This window comes from Pseudomonas sp. GW821-FHT09E04, from assembly GCF_059416185.1.
On record NZ_JBWKOR010000003.1, the window covers coordinates 767,249 to 783,523 of the forward strand.

The 16,275-nt window shown below is 61.1% G+C and carries 11 protein-coding genes; 3 read left to right on the plus strand and 8 right to left on the minus strand.

Features of this window, described 5'->3' with window-relative positions:
• Positions 1–52: 52 nt before the first annotated feature.
• The 4 genes from AC07N4_RS14490 to ppsA form a co-directional block, all read right to left on the minus strand.
• Positions 53–1,048, minus strand: a complete 996-nt coding sequence (locus AC07N4_RS14490) for a zinc transporter ZntB (RefSeq protein ID WP_085732397.1) — start codon at positions 1,046–1,048, stop codon at positions 53–55.
• A 25-nt stretch (positions 1,049–1,073) separates the two neighbouring features.
• Positions 1,074–1,565 carry a ribonuclease E activity regulator RraA gene (gene rraA, locus AC07N4_RS14495; protein ID WP_096822518.1) on the minus strand — a complete coding sequence of 164 codons (492 nt, stop codon included), beginning with the start codon at positions 1,563–1,565 and terminating at the stop codon, positions 1,074–1,076.
• 226 nt (positions 1,566–1,791) lie between these two features.
• Positions 1,792–2,781 carry an alpha/beta fold hydrolase gene (locus AC07N4_RS14500; protein ID WP_493066310.1) on the minus strand — a complete coding sequence of 330 codons (990 nt, stop codon included), beginning with the start codon at positions 2,779–2,781 and terminating at the stop codon, positions 1,792–1,794.
• A gap of 93 nt (positions 2,782–2,874) precedes the next feature.
• Entirely contained in the window at positions 2,875–5,250 is a 2,376-nt protein-coding gene (gene ppsA, locus AC07N4_RS14505; RefSeq protein ID WP_096822520.1) for a phosphoenolpyruvate synthase, read from the minus strand.
• Positions 5,251–5,424: 174 nt separating this feature from the next.
• Between ppsA and ppsR the strand changes: the two genes are divergently transcribed.
• The 3 genes from ppsR to AC07N4_RS14520 all read left to right on the plus strand — a co-directional run bounded on the left by ppsR (position 5,425) and on the right by AC07N4_RS14520 (position 9,621).
• Positions 5,425–6,243: a posphoenolpyruvate synthetase regulatory kinase/phosphorylase PpsR gene (gene ppsR, locus AC07N4_RS14510; protein WP_096822521.1), complete on the plus strand. Its 819-nt coding sequence runs from the start codon at positions 5,425–5,427 to the stop codon at positions 6,241–6,243.
• 295 nt (positions 6,244–6,538) lie between these two features.
• A complete protein-coding gene (locus tag AC07N4_RS14515) occupies positions 6,539–8,284 on the plus strand; it encodes an ABC transporter permease (protein WP_102622610.1) in 1,746 nt (581 codons plus the stop codon).
• A 14-nt stretch (positions 8,285–8,298) separates the two neighbouring features.
• Entirely contained in the window at positions 8,299–9,621 is a 1,323-nt protein-coding gene (locus AC07N4_RS14520; protein WP_493066311.1) for an ABC transporter ATP-binding protein, read from the plus strand.
• 20 nt (positions 9,622–9,641) lie between these two features.
• Here AC07N4_RS14520 and prpD read toward each other — a convergent pair whose 3' ends face one another.
• The 4 genes from prpD to prpC all read right to left on the minus strand — a co-directional run bounded on the left by prpD (position 9,642) and on the right by prpC (position 16,273).
• Positions 9,642–11,126 (minus strand): 2-methylcitrate dehydratase, encoded by a 1,485-nt coding sequence (prpD, locus tag AC07N4_RS14525; protein ID WP_493066312.1) that lies wholly within the window; start codon positions 11,124–11,126, stop codon positions 9,642–9,644.
• Positions 11,127–11,244: 118 nt separating this feature from the next.
• Positions 11,245–12,435: a 2-methylaconitate cis-trans isomerase PrpF gene (gene prpF, locus AC07N4_RS14530; RefSeq protein ID WP_102622613.1), complete on the minus strand. Its 1,191-nt coding sequence runs from the start codon at positions 12,433–12,435 to the stop codon at positions 11,245–11,247.
• 54 nt (positions 12,436–12,489) lie between these two features.
• Entirely contained in the window at positions 12,490–15,084 is a 2,595-nt protein-coding gene (gene acnD, locus AC07N4_RS14535; RefSeq protein WP_273539071.1) for a Fe/S-dependent 2-methylisocitrate dehydratase AcnD, read from the minus strand.
• Positions 15,085–15,145: 61 nt separating this feature from the next.
• A complete protein-coding gene (prpC, locus tag AC07N4_RS14540; protein WP_102622615.1) occupies positions 15,146–16,273 on the minus strand; it encodes a bifunctional 2-methylcitrate synthase/citrate synthase in 1,128 nt (375 codons plus the stop codon).
• Between the last annotated feature and the right edge of the window lie 2 nt (positions 16,274–16,275).

Genomic DNA, 16,275 nt, shown 5'->3' on the forward strand with positions numbered 1-16,275 from the left:
GTGATGTCTGTGAAAGACGCGGGCAAATTTGGTCGGGTCACATGGCGCATCGTCATACCCAGCGCAAACGGCGGAACAACCACCATTGTCCGAGCGCCACCGAGACCATCAGCAGGCACGCCACAAGGAATCCGTAGGGGCTCCCGGAAAGCGGAATTCCGCCGACATTGATCCCCAGCAGGCCGGTGAGAAAACTCATCGGCAAAAAGATCCCGGTGATGATCCCGAAGCGGTACATCGTGCGATTCATGCGCACGCTCAAACGCCGGTCTTCGGTGTCCAGCACAAGCCCCACGCGCTCTCGGGTCAATTCGAGCTCTTCGAGATAGCGGGTCAGGCTGTTGTTCAATTCGTTCCAGTAGTCGGCGTCGTCATCGACGAACCAGGGCAGTTTTATCCGCGTCAGCTGTCCGAAAATATCCCGCTGCGGCGCAAGAAAACGCTTCAGTCCGGCCGCCCGGCGACGGATGTGCAAAATGGCACCGTGCTCGGGAGTATACCGTTCGTCGGCATCCAGTTTTTCTTCCTCTTCATCGACCACTTCCGAGAGGCAAGTGACCAGATCCTGCACCTTGTTGGTGAGGTATTGAGCGAGATAGAGAATGAGTTCGGACGAGGTTTTCGGGCCTTTGCCCTCCCCCAGCATCGCCAACAGTTCATCGGTGGCGCGCAATGGGCGCAAACGCAGGGAAATCACACGCTGGGCCGAAGCGAAAATCCGTACCGACACCATGTCTTCCGGTTCGGCACCCGGATTGAGATTGACCCCGCGCAAAAACAGCAGCAATTCGGAATCGGGCAGCGGCAACAGCCGTGGGCGAGTGTTCTCTTCCAGCAGCAGGTCGCAGGTGAATTCGTTGAGTCCGCTGGATTTGCGCAGCCAGGTCTGGGTCTGCGGGTGACTGCGATCCCAGTGCAGCCACAGGCTTTCGTGTGCCTGCAGCTGCAAACTGTCGAGATCAGTCCGGGCTATCGAACGCGCACCGCCTTTACCGTCCAGCACCAGGGCATGCACCAGCCCCCATTGCGCGTTTTCTTCCTCGAACATCCTCACCCCAGTGCTTACCGCGATTTTATTCAGGCATCTTCAGCGGGCTCGGCGAGATGATCACGCCGTTGTTGTCCGCATAGATGTATTGGCCCGGATGAAACGTGACACCCGCAAACGTCACCGGCACGTTGAGGTCGCCGAGACCGCGCTTGTCGGTCTTCTTCGGGTGGCTGGCCAGCGCCTGGACACCGAGATCGGTCTGGGCGATGACGTCCACATCGCGGATGCATCCGTAGATCACCAGCCCTTCCCAACCGTTTTTCGCGGCTTTCTCGGCGATCATGTCGCCCAGCAGCGCGCAGCGCAGGGAACCACCGCCATCGACCACCAGCACCTTGCCGTTGCCCTTGAGTTCGGCTTGTTCCTTGACCAGCGAGTTGTCTTCGAAGCACTTGATGGTCACGATTTCGCCGCCGAAGGAATCACGGCCGCCGAAATTGCTGAACATCGGTTCCAGCACCTGCACCAGCTCCGGATAGGCGTCGCACAGGTCAGGCGTAAGGTAATGGTTCATCGAAAAACTCCTGTAACAAGGAAGACGATCAAGGATGTCGCACTCTTTTGAAACGAGTCCCGGCGGTCGCTGTTTACCTTAGTCCATGCAATGGTCGCTGACCGAACCTGAACAAAGGCTGAAACGTAATAGCGAAACAGTCACTAAATATGACCAGAACCGTCCAATGCGTCATATCTTAGCCGCAAGCCGACTCGAACGAAATGCCCTTTTCAGCGTGTTCCGATCACACCGCCGCTGCCAGATCGGGCTTTTCGCCCAGCAACGGCGTGTGCTGATCCGCCAGCCAACGCGCCACCAGCGGCCAGACTTCAGCCTGGGCAGCCTTGCTCACCAACATCTCGACATGGCCGAAATTGTCGTTGAAGCCCTGCTCGCGTCCCAGATTGATGAATTGCTTGTGCTCGGAACCGATCTGATCGAACAGTTTGCGACAGGCCCACGCCGGATCCTGATGATCGCCGGCCGCCGTCACCGCCAAGACAGGCACCTGAACATCGGCGAGCCCCGCCCACCAATCCTTGTCCTTGTCGCCAAAACGCCCGAACAGGCCGTACCAGCGCATGCTTTCCAGCGCCAGGCCGATCGGCTCATCTTCGGGGCCACGCTTGAGCCGCGAGCCAGACAACTGGGCAAAACGCTTGAGAATGAAGCGTCCGCTCCACTCCACCGGCGGAATTTTCAACGGCCAGTACGTACGGCTGACCTGCGTGCCGAAAAACGCCGCCGACGCCACGGCCGGTTCACCGAGGTATTCGCCGCCCAGCGCTGCCGCCAGGGTGATGCCGCCCAGCGAATGGCCGATCCAGTGCGGTACCTGCCCGCTCTGCTCACGCACGAACGCGGCGATGGCCGGCAAATCGTAACGGGCGTAGTCGGCGACGCGGTTGCGGCGGTAGTCCTCGTTACGCTGGGACAGGCCGTGGCCGCGCATTTCCGGGATCCACACATCGAAACCCAGACGCGTCAGGTAGGCGCCCAGCCCCAGCCCTTTCGGGGAGAACCAGAAGCGCCGATTGGAAAAGCTGCCATGCAGCAAAATTACCGGTACGCCGCGTGTCGCCGGTTCATCGGCCATGCCGAGACGGGTCACCGCGATTTCCACGGACCAGTCAGGGCTGTTGCCCGGTTTCAAGCGGTATACGTCTTCGCTCAGATCACCGCGTCGTTCGGCGCTGATCAGGGCGACAGGAAATAGGTCACTGCTGCTTTGCATAATGCTCTTGCACAAAAAAGGGCGGCATCCGGAGAGCTCGCCCTACTTGAATCCTAAAGAGGCCGGTCAGGGACCGGCCTCTTCACTCACCGATCAGGCCTGCGCCTGACCCTCAGCCAGGAAGAACCAGGTTTCCAGCACGGAGTCCGGGTTCAGCGAAACGCTTTCGATGCCTTGTTCCATCAGCCACTTGGCGAGGTCCGGGTGGTCCGAAGGACCCTGACCGCAGATGCCGATGTATTTGCCGGCCTTGTTGCACGCGGCAATCGCGTTGGCCAGCAGCTTCTTGACCGCCGGGTTACGCTCGTCGAACAGGTGCGCGATGATCCCGGAATCACGGTCCAGACCCAGTGTCAGTTGAGTCAGGTCGTTGGAACCGATCGAGAAACCGTCGAAGAATTCGAGGAATTCTTCGGCCAGGATCGCGTTGGACGGCAGTTCGCACATCATGATCACGCGCAGGCCGTTGTCGCCACGGGCCAGGCCGTTTTCGGCGAGCAGATCGACCACCTGGCTGGCTTCGCCCAGGGTACGCACGAACGGCACCATGATTTCGACGTTGGTCAGGCCCATCTCGTTGCGTACGCGTTTCAGTGCACGGCACTCGAGTTCGAAGCAGTCACGGAACGATTCGCTGATGTAACGCGACGCGCCACGGAAGCCCAGCATCGGGTTTTCTTCTTCCGGCTCGTACAGTTTGCCGCCGATCAGGTTGGCGTATTCGTTGGACTTGAAGTCCGACAGACGCACGATGACCTTCTTCGGTGCGAACGCCGCCGCCAGGGTGCTGATGCCTTCAACCAGTTTTTCGACATAGAAGCCGACCGGATCGTCGTAGCCGGCGATGCGCTTGTCGACGCTGTCCTTGATTTCCTGCGGCAGGCCGTCGTAGTTCAACAGTGCTTTCGGGTGGACGCCGATCATGCGGTTGATGATGAATTCCAGACGGGCCAGGCCCACACCGGCATTCGGCAGTTGCGCGAAATCGAAGGCGCGGTCCGGGTTGCCGACGTTCATCATGATCTTGAACGGCAGCTCCGGCATGGCGTCGACGGAGTTCTTCTTGATGTCGAAGCCCAGTTCGCCTTCGAAGATGTAACCGGTGTCGCCTTCGGCGCAGGACACGGTCACGCCCTGGCCATCTTTCAACAGCTGGGTGGCGTTGCCGCAACCTACAACGGCTGGAATCCCCAGTTCACGGGCGATGATCGCCGCGTGGCAGGTACGGCCGCCACGGTTGGTGACGATGGCGCTGGCGCGCTTCATGACCGGTTCCCAGTCCGGGTCGGTCATGTCGGAGACCAGCACGTCGCCCGGCTGGACTTTGTCCATCTCGGACACGTCGCGGATGATCCGCACCTTGCCGGCGCCGATGCGCTGGCCGATGGCACGGCCTTCCACCAGCACGGTGCCGGTTTCTTTCAACAGGTAACGTTCCATGACGTTGGCCTGAGTGCGGCTCTTCACGGTTTCCGGACGGGCCTGCACGATGTACAGCTTGCCGTCGTCACCGTCCTTGGCCCACTCGATGTCCATCGGGCAGCCGTAGTGCTTCTCGATGATCATCGCCTGCTTGGCCAGTTCGCTGACTTCAGCGTCGGTCAGGCAGAAACGCGCGCGCTCGGCCTTGTCGACATCAACGGTCTTCACGGAACGACCGGCCTTGGCCTCGTCGCCGTAGATCATCTTGATGGCCTTGCTGCCCAGGTTGCGGCGCAGGATTGCCGGGCGACCGGCCTCCAGCGTGCCCTTGTGGACATAGAATTCGTCCGGGTTCACCGCGCCTTGTACGACGGTTTCGCCCAGGCCGTAGGCGCCGGTGATGAACACCACGTCACGGAAGCCGGATTCGGTATCGAGGGTGAACATCACGCCGGCGGTGCCGGTTTCCGAACGCACCATGCGCTGCACGCCGGCCGACAGGGCGACCAGTTTGTGGTCGAAGCCCTGGTGCACGCGGTAGGAAATGGCACGGTCGTTGAACAGGGAAGCGAACACTTCCTTGGCCGCGCGGATGACGTTTTCAACGCCACGGATGTTCAGGAAGGTTTCCTGCTGACCGGCGAACGATGCGTCCGGCAAGTCTTCGGCGGTGGCGGAGGAACGCACGGCCACGGCCACGTCAGGATTGCCGGCCGACAGCGCGGCGAACGCGGTGCGGATCTCGGCATTCAGTTTTTCAGGGAATTCGGCTTCCATGATCCATTGGCGGATCTGGGCGCCGGTCTTGGCCAGGGCATTGACGTCATCGACGTCCAGGGCATCGAGGGCCTTGTGGATCTGATCGTTCAGACCGCTCAGTTCCAGGAAGTCGCGATAGGCCTGCGCCGTGGTGGCGAAGCCGCCGGGGACCGAAACACCGGCACCGGCCAGGTTACTGATCATCTCGCCCAGGGATGCGTTCTTGCCCCCCACATGCTCAACATCGTGTTTGCCGAGCTTATCGAGGGAAACTACGTACTCTACCAAGGTGATCTCTCCACTAACTGTGTTGGAAAAGCTCAGAAACCGGCGGCTCGGGGGAGCGTTGGCCGGCTGTATGGCCTGGACCTGGAAAATAAGTGAGAATGCGGGCCAATGGCGGCCGGCAAATCGCGCCTATCATATCCAAGATTCGTCACTAGCTTAAGGCCCAAGGTGCAAATGAAACGATCTGCTTTCTTTATCTCCGATGGCACCGGCATCACCGCCGAAACCCTGGGTCAAAGCCTTCTGGCGCAGTTCGAAAACATTACCTTCAGCAAATTCACGCGGCCCTACATCGACAGCGTGGAAAAAGCGCGGGCCATGGTACAACAAATCGACAAAGCCGCTGAAACCGACGGTTTCCGGCCGATCATCTTCGACACCATCGTCAATCAGGACATTCGTGAGATTCTCGCAACCTCCAATGGTTTCATGATCGACATCTTCTCGACCTTCCTCGCCCCGCTCGAGCAGGAACTGACCGAGCATTCTTCCTACACCGTCGGCAAATCCCATTCGATCGGTCATAACTCCAATTACATGGAGCGGATCGAGGCGGTGAACTTCGCCCTCGACAACGACGACGGCGCCCGCACCCACTATTACGACAAGGCCGACCTGATACTAGTGGGCGTGTCGCGTTGTGGTAAGACGCCGACGTGTCTGTACATGGCGATGCAGTTCGGCATCCGCGCGGCCAACTATCCGCTGACCGAAGACGACATGGAACGCCTGCAACTGCCGGCTGCCCTGCGCGCCCACCAGCACAAGCTGTTCGGCCTGACCATCGACCCGGACCGCCTCACCGCGATCCGCAACGAGCGCAAGCCCAACAGCCGCTATTCGAGCTACGCCCAGTGCGAATTCGAAGTGCGCGAAGTGGAGAACCTGTTCCGCCGCGAGAACATCCCGCACATCAACTCCACGCATTTTTCGGTGGAAGAGATTTCGGCGAAGATCCTGGTGGAAAAAGGTGTGGAGCGGCGGTTCAAGTAACCCCCTGGTTCCTCAACCTGTACGCACGCTGAATGAACTAACGCAAAGTCCTCGCGGGCGGTGTTTTTTACGCCCCTGTAACATTCCGAAATATACAATCCGCGCAAGTTGCGTATCCGGCCCGAAACCGGATGCGCCAACCCTCTCGACCCGGTGAATTCACCGGGTCCGCAGCATCCACTTCCTGCTTGAAGTCATGGAATGAGCGCCCGCTCGTTCCCGGGTGCGCAATGCAGACAGAAGCTACGCTCAGACAGCCGCGCCTCCATTCAGAACGCTGCAGGACTCACTGCTTATGAATAAAGTGTTCCGTCACTACATACCGGCCACGACACGGCGCCTGCTGCCCAATCGTTGGGACTTGATCGCCCTGCCGCTGGTGATCGGCTTTTTGCTGTTTTTCTCCATCGGTGCCCGGGAAACCTGGGCCCCGATCGGCTCCCTGCAAAGTGAAGTGGTGTCCCTGGACCCGAGCAACCTGCCCGAATACGCCATGCGCACCACCCTGCGCATGCTCGCGGCGATGGTCGCGGCACTGGTGTTCACCCTGCTTTACGGCACCTTGGCGGCGAAAAGCCGTCGGGCCGAAAAACTCTTGGTGCCGGTGCTGGACATCCTGCAATCGGTGCCCGTGCTGGGTTACATCTCCTTCACCGTGACCTTCTTTCTATTATTGTTTCCAGGCCGGGTGCTGGGCGCGGAACTCGCCGCGATCTTTGCCATTTTCACCAGCCAGGCATGGAACATGACCTTCAGCTTCTACCAGTCGCTGCGCATGCTGCCGCGGGACCTGGTGGAGGTATCGACCAACCTGCAACTGTCCGGCTGGCAGAAATTCTGGAAGCTCGACGTACCCTTCGCCATGCCCGGACTGGTCTGGAACATGATGATGAGCATGTCCGGCGGCTGGTTCTTCGTGGTGGCGTCCGAAGCGATCACCGTCGGCGACCAGACCATCACCCTGCCGGGGATCGGTTCGTTCCTGGCCATGGCCATCGCGCAAAAAGACATGCACGCGGTGGGCTACGTCATCCTGACGATGGTCGTGGTCATCCTGATCTACGACCAGTTCCTGTTCCGCCCGCTGGTGGCGTGGGCCGACAAGTTCCGCATGGAAAACACCGCATCGCAGACCGCCGCGCCGGAGTCCTGGGTACTGAATCTGATCCAGCGCACCCGGTTGATCCAGCGCATTTTGCGCCCCGTCACCCGCGTCATCAGCCGGCTCGGCAACATGCGCCTGAGCTTGCCGCGTTCGGCGCGCAAGGTCATGGCCTCGGAAAGCCCCGCCACCACCAAGGCGATTGACTGGATCTGGGGCTCGTTTATCGGGTTGCTGACCGCCTATGCGCTCTACCACATCGCGCTGTACGTCGGCACCGAAGTGACGTTGGCCGAGGTCGGGCATGTGTTGTTGATGGGGTTGTTTACCCTGCTGCGAGTGGCCGGGTTGATCTTCATCGCCTCGCTGATCTGGGTGCCGCTGGGCGTGATGATCGGCCTGCGACCGGCATTGGCAGAAAAAATCCAGCCGCTGGCGCAGTTCCTCGCGGCGTTCCCGGCGAACCTGCTGTTCCCGGTGTTCGTCATTGTGATCCTGCGTTACCAGTTGAACCCGGACATCTGGCTCAGTCCGCTGATCGTGCTCGGCACCCAGTGGTACATCCTGTTCAACGTGATCGCCGGGGCCAGCGCCTTCCCCAATGATTTCAAGGAAGCCGCCGCCAACTTCCGCATTCGCGGCTGGCTGTGGTGGCGCAAGGTCATGTTGCCGGGGATCTTCCCGTATTACGTGACCGGCGCCATCACCGCCTCGGGCGGTGCGTGGAACGCCAGCATCGTCTCCGAATTCGTGTCCTGGGGGCAGGACAAGGTCGTCGCCCACGGCCTCGGCGCCTACATCGCGCAAACCACGGCTGCCGGTGACTTCCCGAAAATCACCCTCGGCGTGGTGGTGATGTCGTTCTTTGTCGTGGCCTTCAATCGCTTGGTCTGGCGGCCGATGTACGCCATGGCCGAAAACAAACTTCGCCTGAACTGACGGGATTCGATGTGATGAATACCTTTACCGAACACGCTGGCGCCACACCCGAAATCTACTCGCTCACCAACGTCAACCGGCTGTTTGGCAAGGGCAAGGACGAGCTGCAAGTGCTCAGCGGGGTCGACCTGGCCCTGCACGAAGGCGAGATCGTCGGCATGCTCGGCCGCTCCGGCTCGGGCAAATCGACCCTGCTGCGGATCATCGCGGGCCTGATCGAGCCTTCGTCCGGCGAAGTCCTGTATCACGGCAAACCGCTGGACGGCCCGGCCGAAGGCGTGGCCATGGTGTTCCAGACCTTTGCGCTGTTCCCGTGGTTGACCGTGCTGGAAAACGTCGAAGCCGGCCTGCAAGCCCTGCAAGTCGAACGCAAGGAAGCGCGCAAGCGTGCCTTGGCCGCCATCGACCTGATCGGCCTGGACGGTTTCGAAAACGCCTACCCTCGCGAATTGTCCGGCGGCATGCGCCAGCGCGTGGGGTTCGCTCGCGGGCTGGTGGTCAACCCGACGCTGCTGCTGATGGACGAGCCCTTCTCGGCACTGGACGTGTTGACCGCCGAAACCCTGAGAAACGACCTGCTGGACCTGTGGAGTGGCAAGCAACTGCCGATCAAATCGATCCTGATCGTCACCCACAACATCGAAGAAGCGGTGCTGATGTGCGACCGCATTATGGTGCTGTCGTCCAACCCCGGGCGGCTGGTGGCGGAAATCAAGGTGCCCTTCGCCCATCCGCGCAATCGCCTGGACCCGGCCTTCCGGCAGATGGTCGATGACATTTACGCGCAGATGACCGACCGCCGCAGCGCCGACGCCAGCAGCGGCAAACCCGAGCTGAAGATCAGCAGCCCGCTGCAGGAAGTGTCCACCAACCTGATGGCCGGCCTGATCGAAACCCTCGCGGCCGAACCCTACAACGGCCACGCCGGCCTGCCCACCGTGGCCGAGCGGCGCTTGCTGGAAGTGGACGACCTGTTTCCGGTGGCCGAGATGCTCGAATACCTGGGCTTCGCCGAACTCAAGGGCGCCGACATCACCCTGACCGACGCCGGCAAACTGTTTGCGGACTACGGCACCCAGGAACGCAAGACCCTGTTTGCTGAACATCTGATCCGCTACATACCGCTGGCCGCACGCATCCGCCAGGTGTTGCTGGAACGCAACGGCCACCGGGCGCCACGGGTGCGTTTCGAGCAGGAACTGGAAGATTCGCTGACCGAAGCCTTCGTCGAGAAAAACCTGGAGATCGTGATTGCCTGGGGCCGTTACGCGGAGATTTTCTCTTACGACGACCATACGGAGACATTCAGCCTGGAGGACGTCGAGGGCAGCCTGTAGCCCTCGACCATCCCGGCGATTCAGATCACGAACAGGTCGACAAAACGGTTCACCGGCGTCGCCTCAAGCCGCGCCTGATCCTTGCACAGCGCAAGGATCTCGGCGCTGCGCTGGCCGGTGAAACGCGTGGCCAGGTTCGCCCTGAACTTGTCCTCCAGCAACGGAATGCCCTCGGCCCGGCGCCGACGGTGACCGATCGGGTATTCCACCACCACGTTCTCCGTGCTGGAACCGTCCTTGAAAAACACCTGCACCGCGTTGGCAATCGAGCGCTTGTCGGCTTCGAGGTATTCACGGGTGAAACGCGACTCTTCGACGATGACCATTTTCTCGCGCAGCACATCGATGACCGGATGCGCCGCGTGGAAATCGTCCTCGTACTGCTCGGCCACCAGATTGCCGAACGCCAGCGGCACGGCGGTCATGTACTGGATGCAGTGATCGCGGTCGGCGGCATTGGCCAGCGGCCCGACCTTGGAAATGATGCGGATCGCCGATTCGTGGGTGGTGATGACGATCCGATCGATTTCATGCAGACGATTGCGCACCTGCGGATGCAGGGTCACGGCGGCTTCGCAGGCGGTTTGCGCGTGGAATTCGGCGGGGAAGCTGATCTTGAACAGCACGTTTTCCATCACGTAACTGCCGAAGGGTCGCGAGAAGCTGAAGGCACGCTTGTCTTCAGGCTTGAGCGCCAGATCGTTATTGGTGTGGCTGAACAGCACGTCGTAGAAACCCCACTGTTTGGCCGTCAACACGCCGGGAATGCCCATTTCGCCACGCATCGCGATATCCGCCAGACGCACACCACGACTGGACGCATCCCCTGCCGCCCAGGATTTACGTGAACCGGCATTCGGCGCATGGCGGTAAGTGCGCAACGCCTGACCGTCAGCAAACGCATGGGACAACGCCGACAACAGTTGCTCGCGATTGGCGCCCATGAGTTTGGCGACAACCGCCGTTGAAGCCACTTTCACCAGAATCACGTGGTCGAGGCCTACACGGTTGAAGGAGTTTTCCAGCGCGATCACGCCCTGAATCTCGTGGGCCATGATCATTGCTTCAAGCACATCGCGCACCGTCAGCGGCGCTTCGCCATTGGCCAGACGTTTCTGCGACAGGTGATCGGCCACCGCGAGAATCCCGCCGAGGTTGTCCGATGGATGCCCCCATTCGGCGGCGAGCCAGGTGTCGTTGTAATCGAGCCAGCGCACGATGCTGCCGATGTCCCACACGGCTTTTACCGGGTCGAGGCGGTAGGAGGTGCCGGGGACTCGCGCGCCGAATGGCACGACGGTGCCTTCGATGATGGGGCCAAGGTGTTTGGTGCACTCGGGGAAACGCAGAGCCAGCAGGCCGCAGCCCAGCGTGTCCATCAGGCAGTTGCGGGCGGTGTCGAGGGCTTCGGCAGATTCGATCTTGTAGGTGAGGACGTAATCGGCAATGTCCTGCAGGACACGGTCGTAGTCGGGGCGGTTGTTCAGGTCGACGTTGGCGCTCATGTTCGATTCACTCTTGAAAGTGGTTCGTTGATGGGACCTCGGTTCAGGGCTAATTTTTCTTGTTATTGAAATGCGTAAAGCGCTGAGAGCGATCAGGTTCGCTCTCAGCGACTGTGCGTTAGAACGAATCTCCAGGCACGCGGACGAAACCTTCCATCAGTACCCGCGCACTACGGCTCATGATCGCTTTCTTCACAACCCATTCGCCGTTTTCAAGGCTGGCCTCAGCCCCCACACGCAACGTCCCGGACGGATGCCCGAACCGCACGGCATTGCGCTCTACGCCACCGGCCGCCAAGTTTACCAAGGTGCCGGAGATCGCTGCGGCGGTGCCAATCGCCACTGCCGCCGTTCCCATCATCGCGTGGTGCAGCTTGCCCATCGACAACGCCCGCACCAACAAATCCACATCCCCGGCGGCTATCGCCTTGCCACTGGACGCCACGTAATCCGCAGGTTTGGCGACGAAGGCCACTTTCGGCGTGTGCTGACGCTTGGCCGCTTCATCCAGATTGGAAATCAGCCCCATGCGCAACGCACCGTAGGCACGAATGGTCTCGAACATCTGCAAGGCTTTCGGATCGCTGTTGATCGCGCTCTGCAGTTCGGTGCCGGTGTAACCGATGTCTTCGGCATTGACGAAGATCGTCGGGATACCCGCGTTGATCATGGTCGCCTTGAACGTACCGACACCCGGCACTTCCAGCTCATCGATCAGGTTGCCGGTGGGAAACATCGAGCCACCGCCGCCCTCTTCTTCCGCCGCCGGGTCCATGAATTCGACCTGCACTTCGGCGGCCGGAAAGGTCACGCCGTCGAGTTCAAAATCACCGGTTTCCTGGACTTCGCCATTGGTGATCGGCACGTGGGCGATGATCGTTTTGCCGATGTTGGCCTGCCAAACGCGAACCACCGCCACACCGTTGTGCGGAATGCGGCTGGCGTCTACCAGACCGTTGCTGATGGCGAACGAACCGACCGCTGCCGACAGGTTGCCGCAGTTGCCGCTCCAGTCCACAAATGGCTTGTCAATGGACACCTGACCGAACAGGTAATCGACGTCGTGATCGGCCTTGATGCTTTTCGACAGGATCACGGTTTTGCTGGTGCTCGACGTGGCGCCGCCCATGCCGTCGATCTGTTTGTCGTACGGGTCGGGGCTGCCGATTACCCGCAGCAACAGCGCATCGCGGGTTGGGCCGGGAATCTGCGCCGCTTCGGGCAGATCCTTGAGACTGAAAAACACGCCTTTGCTGGTGCCGCCGCGCATGTAGGTGGCGGGGATCTTTATTTGCGGTGCGTGAGCCATGGTGCTCCTTAACGAAAGCATGGGACTTGAAGTCCCATGCCCACATCGATTGATTTAAACGGCAACCGCCGACTCTTCGAGGAAGTCCTGGGCGAAGCGTTGCAGCACGCCGCCGGCCTCGTAGATCGACACTTCTTCGGCGGTGTCGAGGCGGCAGGTCACCGGCACTTCGACGCGTTCGCCGTTCTTGCGATGGATCACCAGCGTCAGGTCAGCGCGTGGCTTGCGGTCGCCGATCACGTCGTAGGTTTCGCTGCCGTCGATGCCCAGAGTCTTGCGGTCGGTGCCCGGTTTGAACTCCAGCGGCAACACGCCCATGCCCACCAGGTTGGTGCGGTGAATGCGCTCGAAACCTTCGGCGGCAATCGCTTCCACACCCGCCAGACGCACGCCTTTGGCCGCCCAATCCCGGGACGAACCCTGGCCGTAGTCGGCGCCGGCGATGATGATCAGCGGCTGCTTGCGCTCCATGTAGGTTTCGATGGCTTCCCACATGCGCATCACTTTGCCTTCCGGCTCCACACGCGCCAGCGAACCCTGTTTGACCTTGCCGTTTTCCACGACCATTTCGTTGAACAGTTTCGGGTTGGCAAACGTCGCGCGCTGCGCGGTCAAGTGGTCGCCACGGTGGGTCGCGTAAGAGTTGAAGTCCTCTTCCGGCAGGCCCATCTTCGCCAGGTATTCGCCGGCGGCGCTGTCGAGCATGATCGCGTTTGACGGCGACAGGTGATCGGTAGTGATGTTGTCCGGCAACACCGCCAGCGGGCGCATGCCTTTGAGCGGACGTGCCCCGGCCAGCGCGCCTTCCCAGTACGGCGGACGGCGGATGTAGGTGCTCATTTCGCGCCAGTCGTACAGCGGCGTGACTTTCGGGCCGGTGTCTTCATGGATGGCGAACATCGGAATGTAGACCTGACGGAACTGCTCCGGCTTGACCGAGGACTTCACCACTGCGTCGATTTCTTCGTCGCTCGGCCAGATGTCCTTCAGACGGATTTCCTTGCCGTCGACCACACCGAGCACGTCTTTTTCAATGTCGAAACGGATGGTGCCGGCAATCGCGTAAGCCACCACCAGCGGCGGCGAAGCGAGGAACGCCTGCTTGGCGTACGGGTGAATCCGGCCGTCGAAGTTGCGGTTGCCGGACAGCACAGCGGTCGCATACAGGTCGCGGTCGATGATCTCTTGTTGAATCACCGGGTCCAGCGCGCCGGACATACCGTTACAGGTGGTGCAGGCAAACGCGACGACGCCGAAACCGAGTTGCTCCAGCTCCGTGGTCAGCCCCGCTTCATCGAGGTACAGCGCCACGGTTTTCGAGCCCGGCGCCAGCGACGACTTGACCCAGGGTTTGCGGGTCAGCCCGAGCTTGTTGGCGTTGCGCGCCAGCAGGCCGGCGGCGATCACGTTGCGCGGGTTGCTGGTGTTGGTGCAGCTGGTGATGGCGGCGATGATTACCGCGCCGTCGGGCATTTGCCCCGGCACGTCTTCCCACTGACCGGCGATGCCTTTGGCCGCCAGATCCGACACCGCCACACGGGCGTGCGGGTTGCTCGGGCCGGCCATGTTGCGCACTACCGAGGACAGATCGAAGGTCAGGCCGCGCTCGTATTGCGCGCCTTTCAGGCTGTCAGCCCACAGACCGATCTGCTTGGCGTATTGCTCGACGAGCTGCACTTGCTGGTCTTCGCGACCAGTGAGTTTCAGGTAGTCGATGGTCTGCTGGTCGATGTAAAACATCGCCGCCGTGGCGCCGTATTCCGGGGCCATGTTGGAGATGGTCGCGCGGTCGCCGAGAGTCAACGCGGAAGCGCCTTCGCCGAAGAACTCCAGCCACGCACCCACGACTTTCTGTTTGCGCAGGTACTCGGTCAACGCCAGCACCATGTCGGTGGCGGTGATGCCCGGTTGCAGCTTGCCGGTCAGTTCGACGCCGACGCTCTCCGGCAGGCGCATCCACGACGCGCGGCCGAGCATCACGCTCTCGGCTTCGAGACCACCGACACCAATGGCAATCACGCCCAGTGCATCGACATGCGGGGTGTGGCTGTCGGTGCCGACGCAGGTATCCGGAAACGCCACGCCGTCACGCACCTGAATCACCGGAGACATTTTCTCCAGGTTGATCTGGTGCATGATGCCGTTGCCCGGCGGGATCACGTCGACGTTCTTGAACGCCTTCTTGGTCCAGTTGATGAAGTGGAAACGGTCTTCGTTGCGACGGTCTTCGATGGCGCGGTTCTTCTCGAACGCCTGCTTGTCAAAACCGCCCGCCTCCACCGCCAGCGAGTGGTCGACGATCAGTTGCGTCGGCACTACCGGGTTGACCTGCGCCGGGTCGCCGCCCTGCTGGGCAATCGCGTCACGCAGGCCGGCCAGATCCACCAGCGCGGTCTGGCCAAGAATGTCGTGGCACACCACGCGGGCCGGGAACCACGGGAAGTCGAGGTCGCGTTTGCGCTCGATCAGTTGTTTCAGGGAATCGGTGAGCGTGGCCGGGTCGCAGCGACGCACGAGGTTTTCCGCCAGCACGCGAGAGGTGTACGGCAGGGTGTCGTAGCTGCCGGGCTGGATCGCATCGACAGCCGCACGGACGTCGAAAAAATCCAGCGGCGTGCCGGGCAGGTTCTTGCGAAATTCTGTGTTCATCGGTCAGGACTCGGTCACGGTAGTTTCAAAGAGGGGGCGCCTGTACCGGCGCCCTCCCCGGTCAGCGCTGTTCGATTGGCACGAACTTGCGCTGTTCGACGCCGACGTACTCGGCGCTTGGACGGATGATGCGGTTGTTGGCGCGCTGTTCGAACACGTGCGCCGCCCAACCGGTCAGGCGCGAGCAGACGAAGATCGGGGTGAACAGCTTGGTCGGGATGCCCATGAAGTGGTACGCCGAGGCATGGTAGAAGTCGGCGTTGGGGAAGAGTTTCTTCTGTTCCCACATGGTCTTGTCGATGGCTTCCGAGACCGCGAACAACACCTTGTCGCCCACTTCGTCGGCGAGTTTTTTCGACCAGCCCTTGATCACCTCGTTGCGCGGATCGCTGTCCTTATAGATCGCGTGGCCGAAGCCCATGATCTTGTCCTTGCGCTCGAGCATGCCGAGGGTGCCTTTGATCGCCTCTTCCGGCGACGAGAAGCGCTCGATCATTTCCATCGCCGCTTCGTTGGCACCGCCGTGCAGCGGGCCGCGCAGCGAACCGATGGCCGCCGTGACGCAGGAATACAGGTCGGACAGGGTCGAAGCGCACACCCGAGCGGTGAAGGTCGAGGCGTTGAATTCGTGCTCCGCGTAGAGGATCAGCGACACGTTCATCACCTTGACGTGCAGCTCGCTCGGCTTCTTGTCGTGCAGCAGATGCAGGAAGTGACCGCCGATGGACGGCTCGTCCGTCACGCAGTTGATGCGTTTGCCGTTGTGGCTGAAGCGATACCAGTAGCACATGATCGCCGGGAACGCGGCCAGCAGGCGGTCGGTCTTGTCGCGTTGTTCGGAGAAGTCTTTCTCCGGCTCGATGTTGCCCAGGAACGAGCAACCGGTGCGCATCACGTCCATCGGATGGGCATCGGCGGGGATGCGTTCCAGCACTTCTTTCAGCGCTTGCGGCAGGTCGCGCAGCTTGCTCAGTTTGCTCTGGTAGTCAGCGAGTTGTGCCTTGGTCGGCAGTTCTCCGTAGAGCAGCAGGTACGCGACTTCTTCAAATTGTGCGTCTGCCGCCAGTTCGCGCACGTCGTAGCCGCGATAGGTCAGCCCGGCACCGGCCTGGCCCACGGTGGACAGTGCGGTTTGCCCGGCAACCTGGCCCCGGAGCCCGGCGCCACTGAGTACTTTTGCTTCGGCCATTG

Bases quoted from the DNA above. Each gene is read 5' to 3' on its own strand.
- AC07N4_RS14490 (WP_085732397.1), bottom strand. From the start codon at position 1,048: ATGTTCGAGGAAGAAAACGCGCAATGGGGGCTGGTGCATGCCCTGGTG.
- rraA (WP_096822518.1), bottom strand. From the start codon at position 1,565: ATGAACCATTACCTTACGCCTGACCTGTGCGACGCCTATCCGGAGCTG.
- AC07N4_RS14500 (WP_493066310.1), bottom strand. From the start codon at position 2,781: ATGCAAAGCAGCAGTGACCTATTTCCTGTCGCCCTGATCAGCGCCGAA.
- ppsR (WP_096822521.1), top strand. From the start codon at position 5,425: ATGAAACGATCTGCTTTCTTTATCTCCGATGGCACCGGCATCACCGCC.
- AC07N4_RS14515 (WP_102622610.1), top strand. From the start codon at position 6,539: ATGAATAAAGTGTTCCGTCACTACATACCGGCCACGACACGGCGCCTG.
- AC07N4_RS14520 (WP_493066311.1), top strand. From the start codon at position 8,299: ATGAATACCTTTACCGAACACGCTGGCGCCACACCCGAAATCTACTCG.
- prpD (WP_493066312.1), bottom strand. From the start codon at position 11,126: ATGAGCGCCAACGTCGACCTGAACAACCGCCCCGACTACGACCGTGTC.
- prpF (WP_102622613.1), bottom strand. From the start codon at position 12,435: ATGGCTCACGCACCGCAAATAAAGATCCCCGCCACCTACATGCGCGGC.
- acnD (WP_273539071.1), bottom strand. From the start codon at position 15,084: ATGAACACAGAATTTCGCAAGAACCTGCCCGGCACGCCGCTGGATTTT.
- prpC (WP_102622615.1), bottom strand. From the start codon at position 16,273: ATGGCCGAAGCAAAAGTACTCAGTGGCGCCGGGCTCCGGGGCCAGGTT.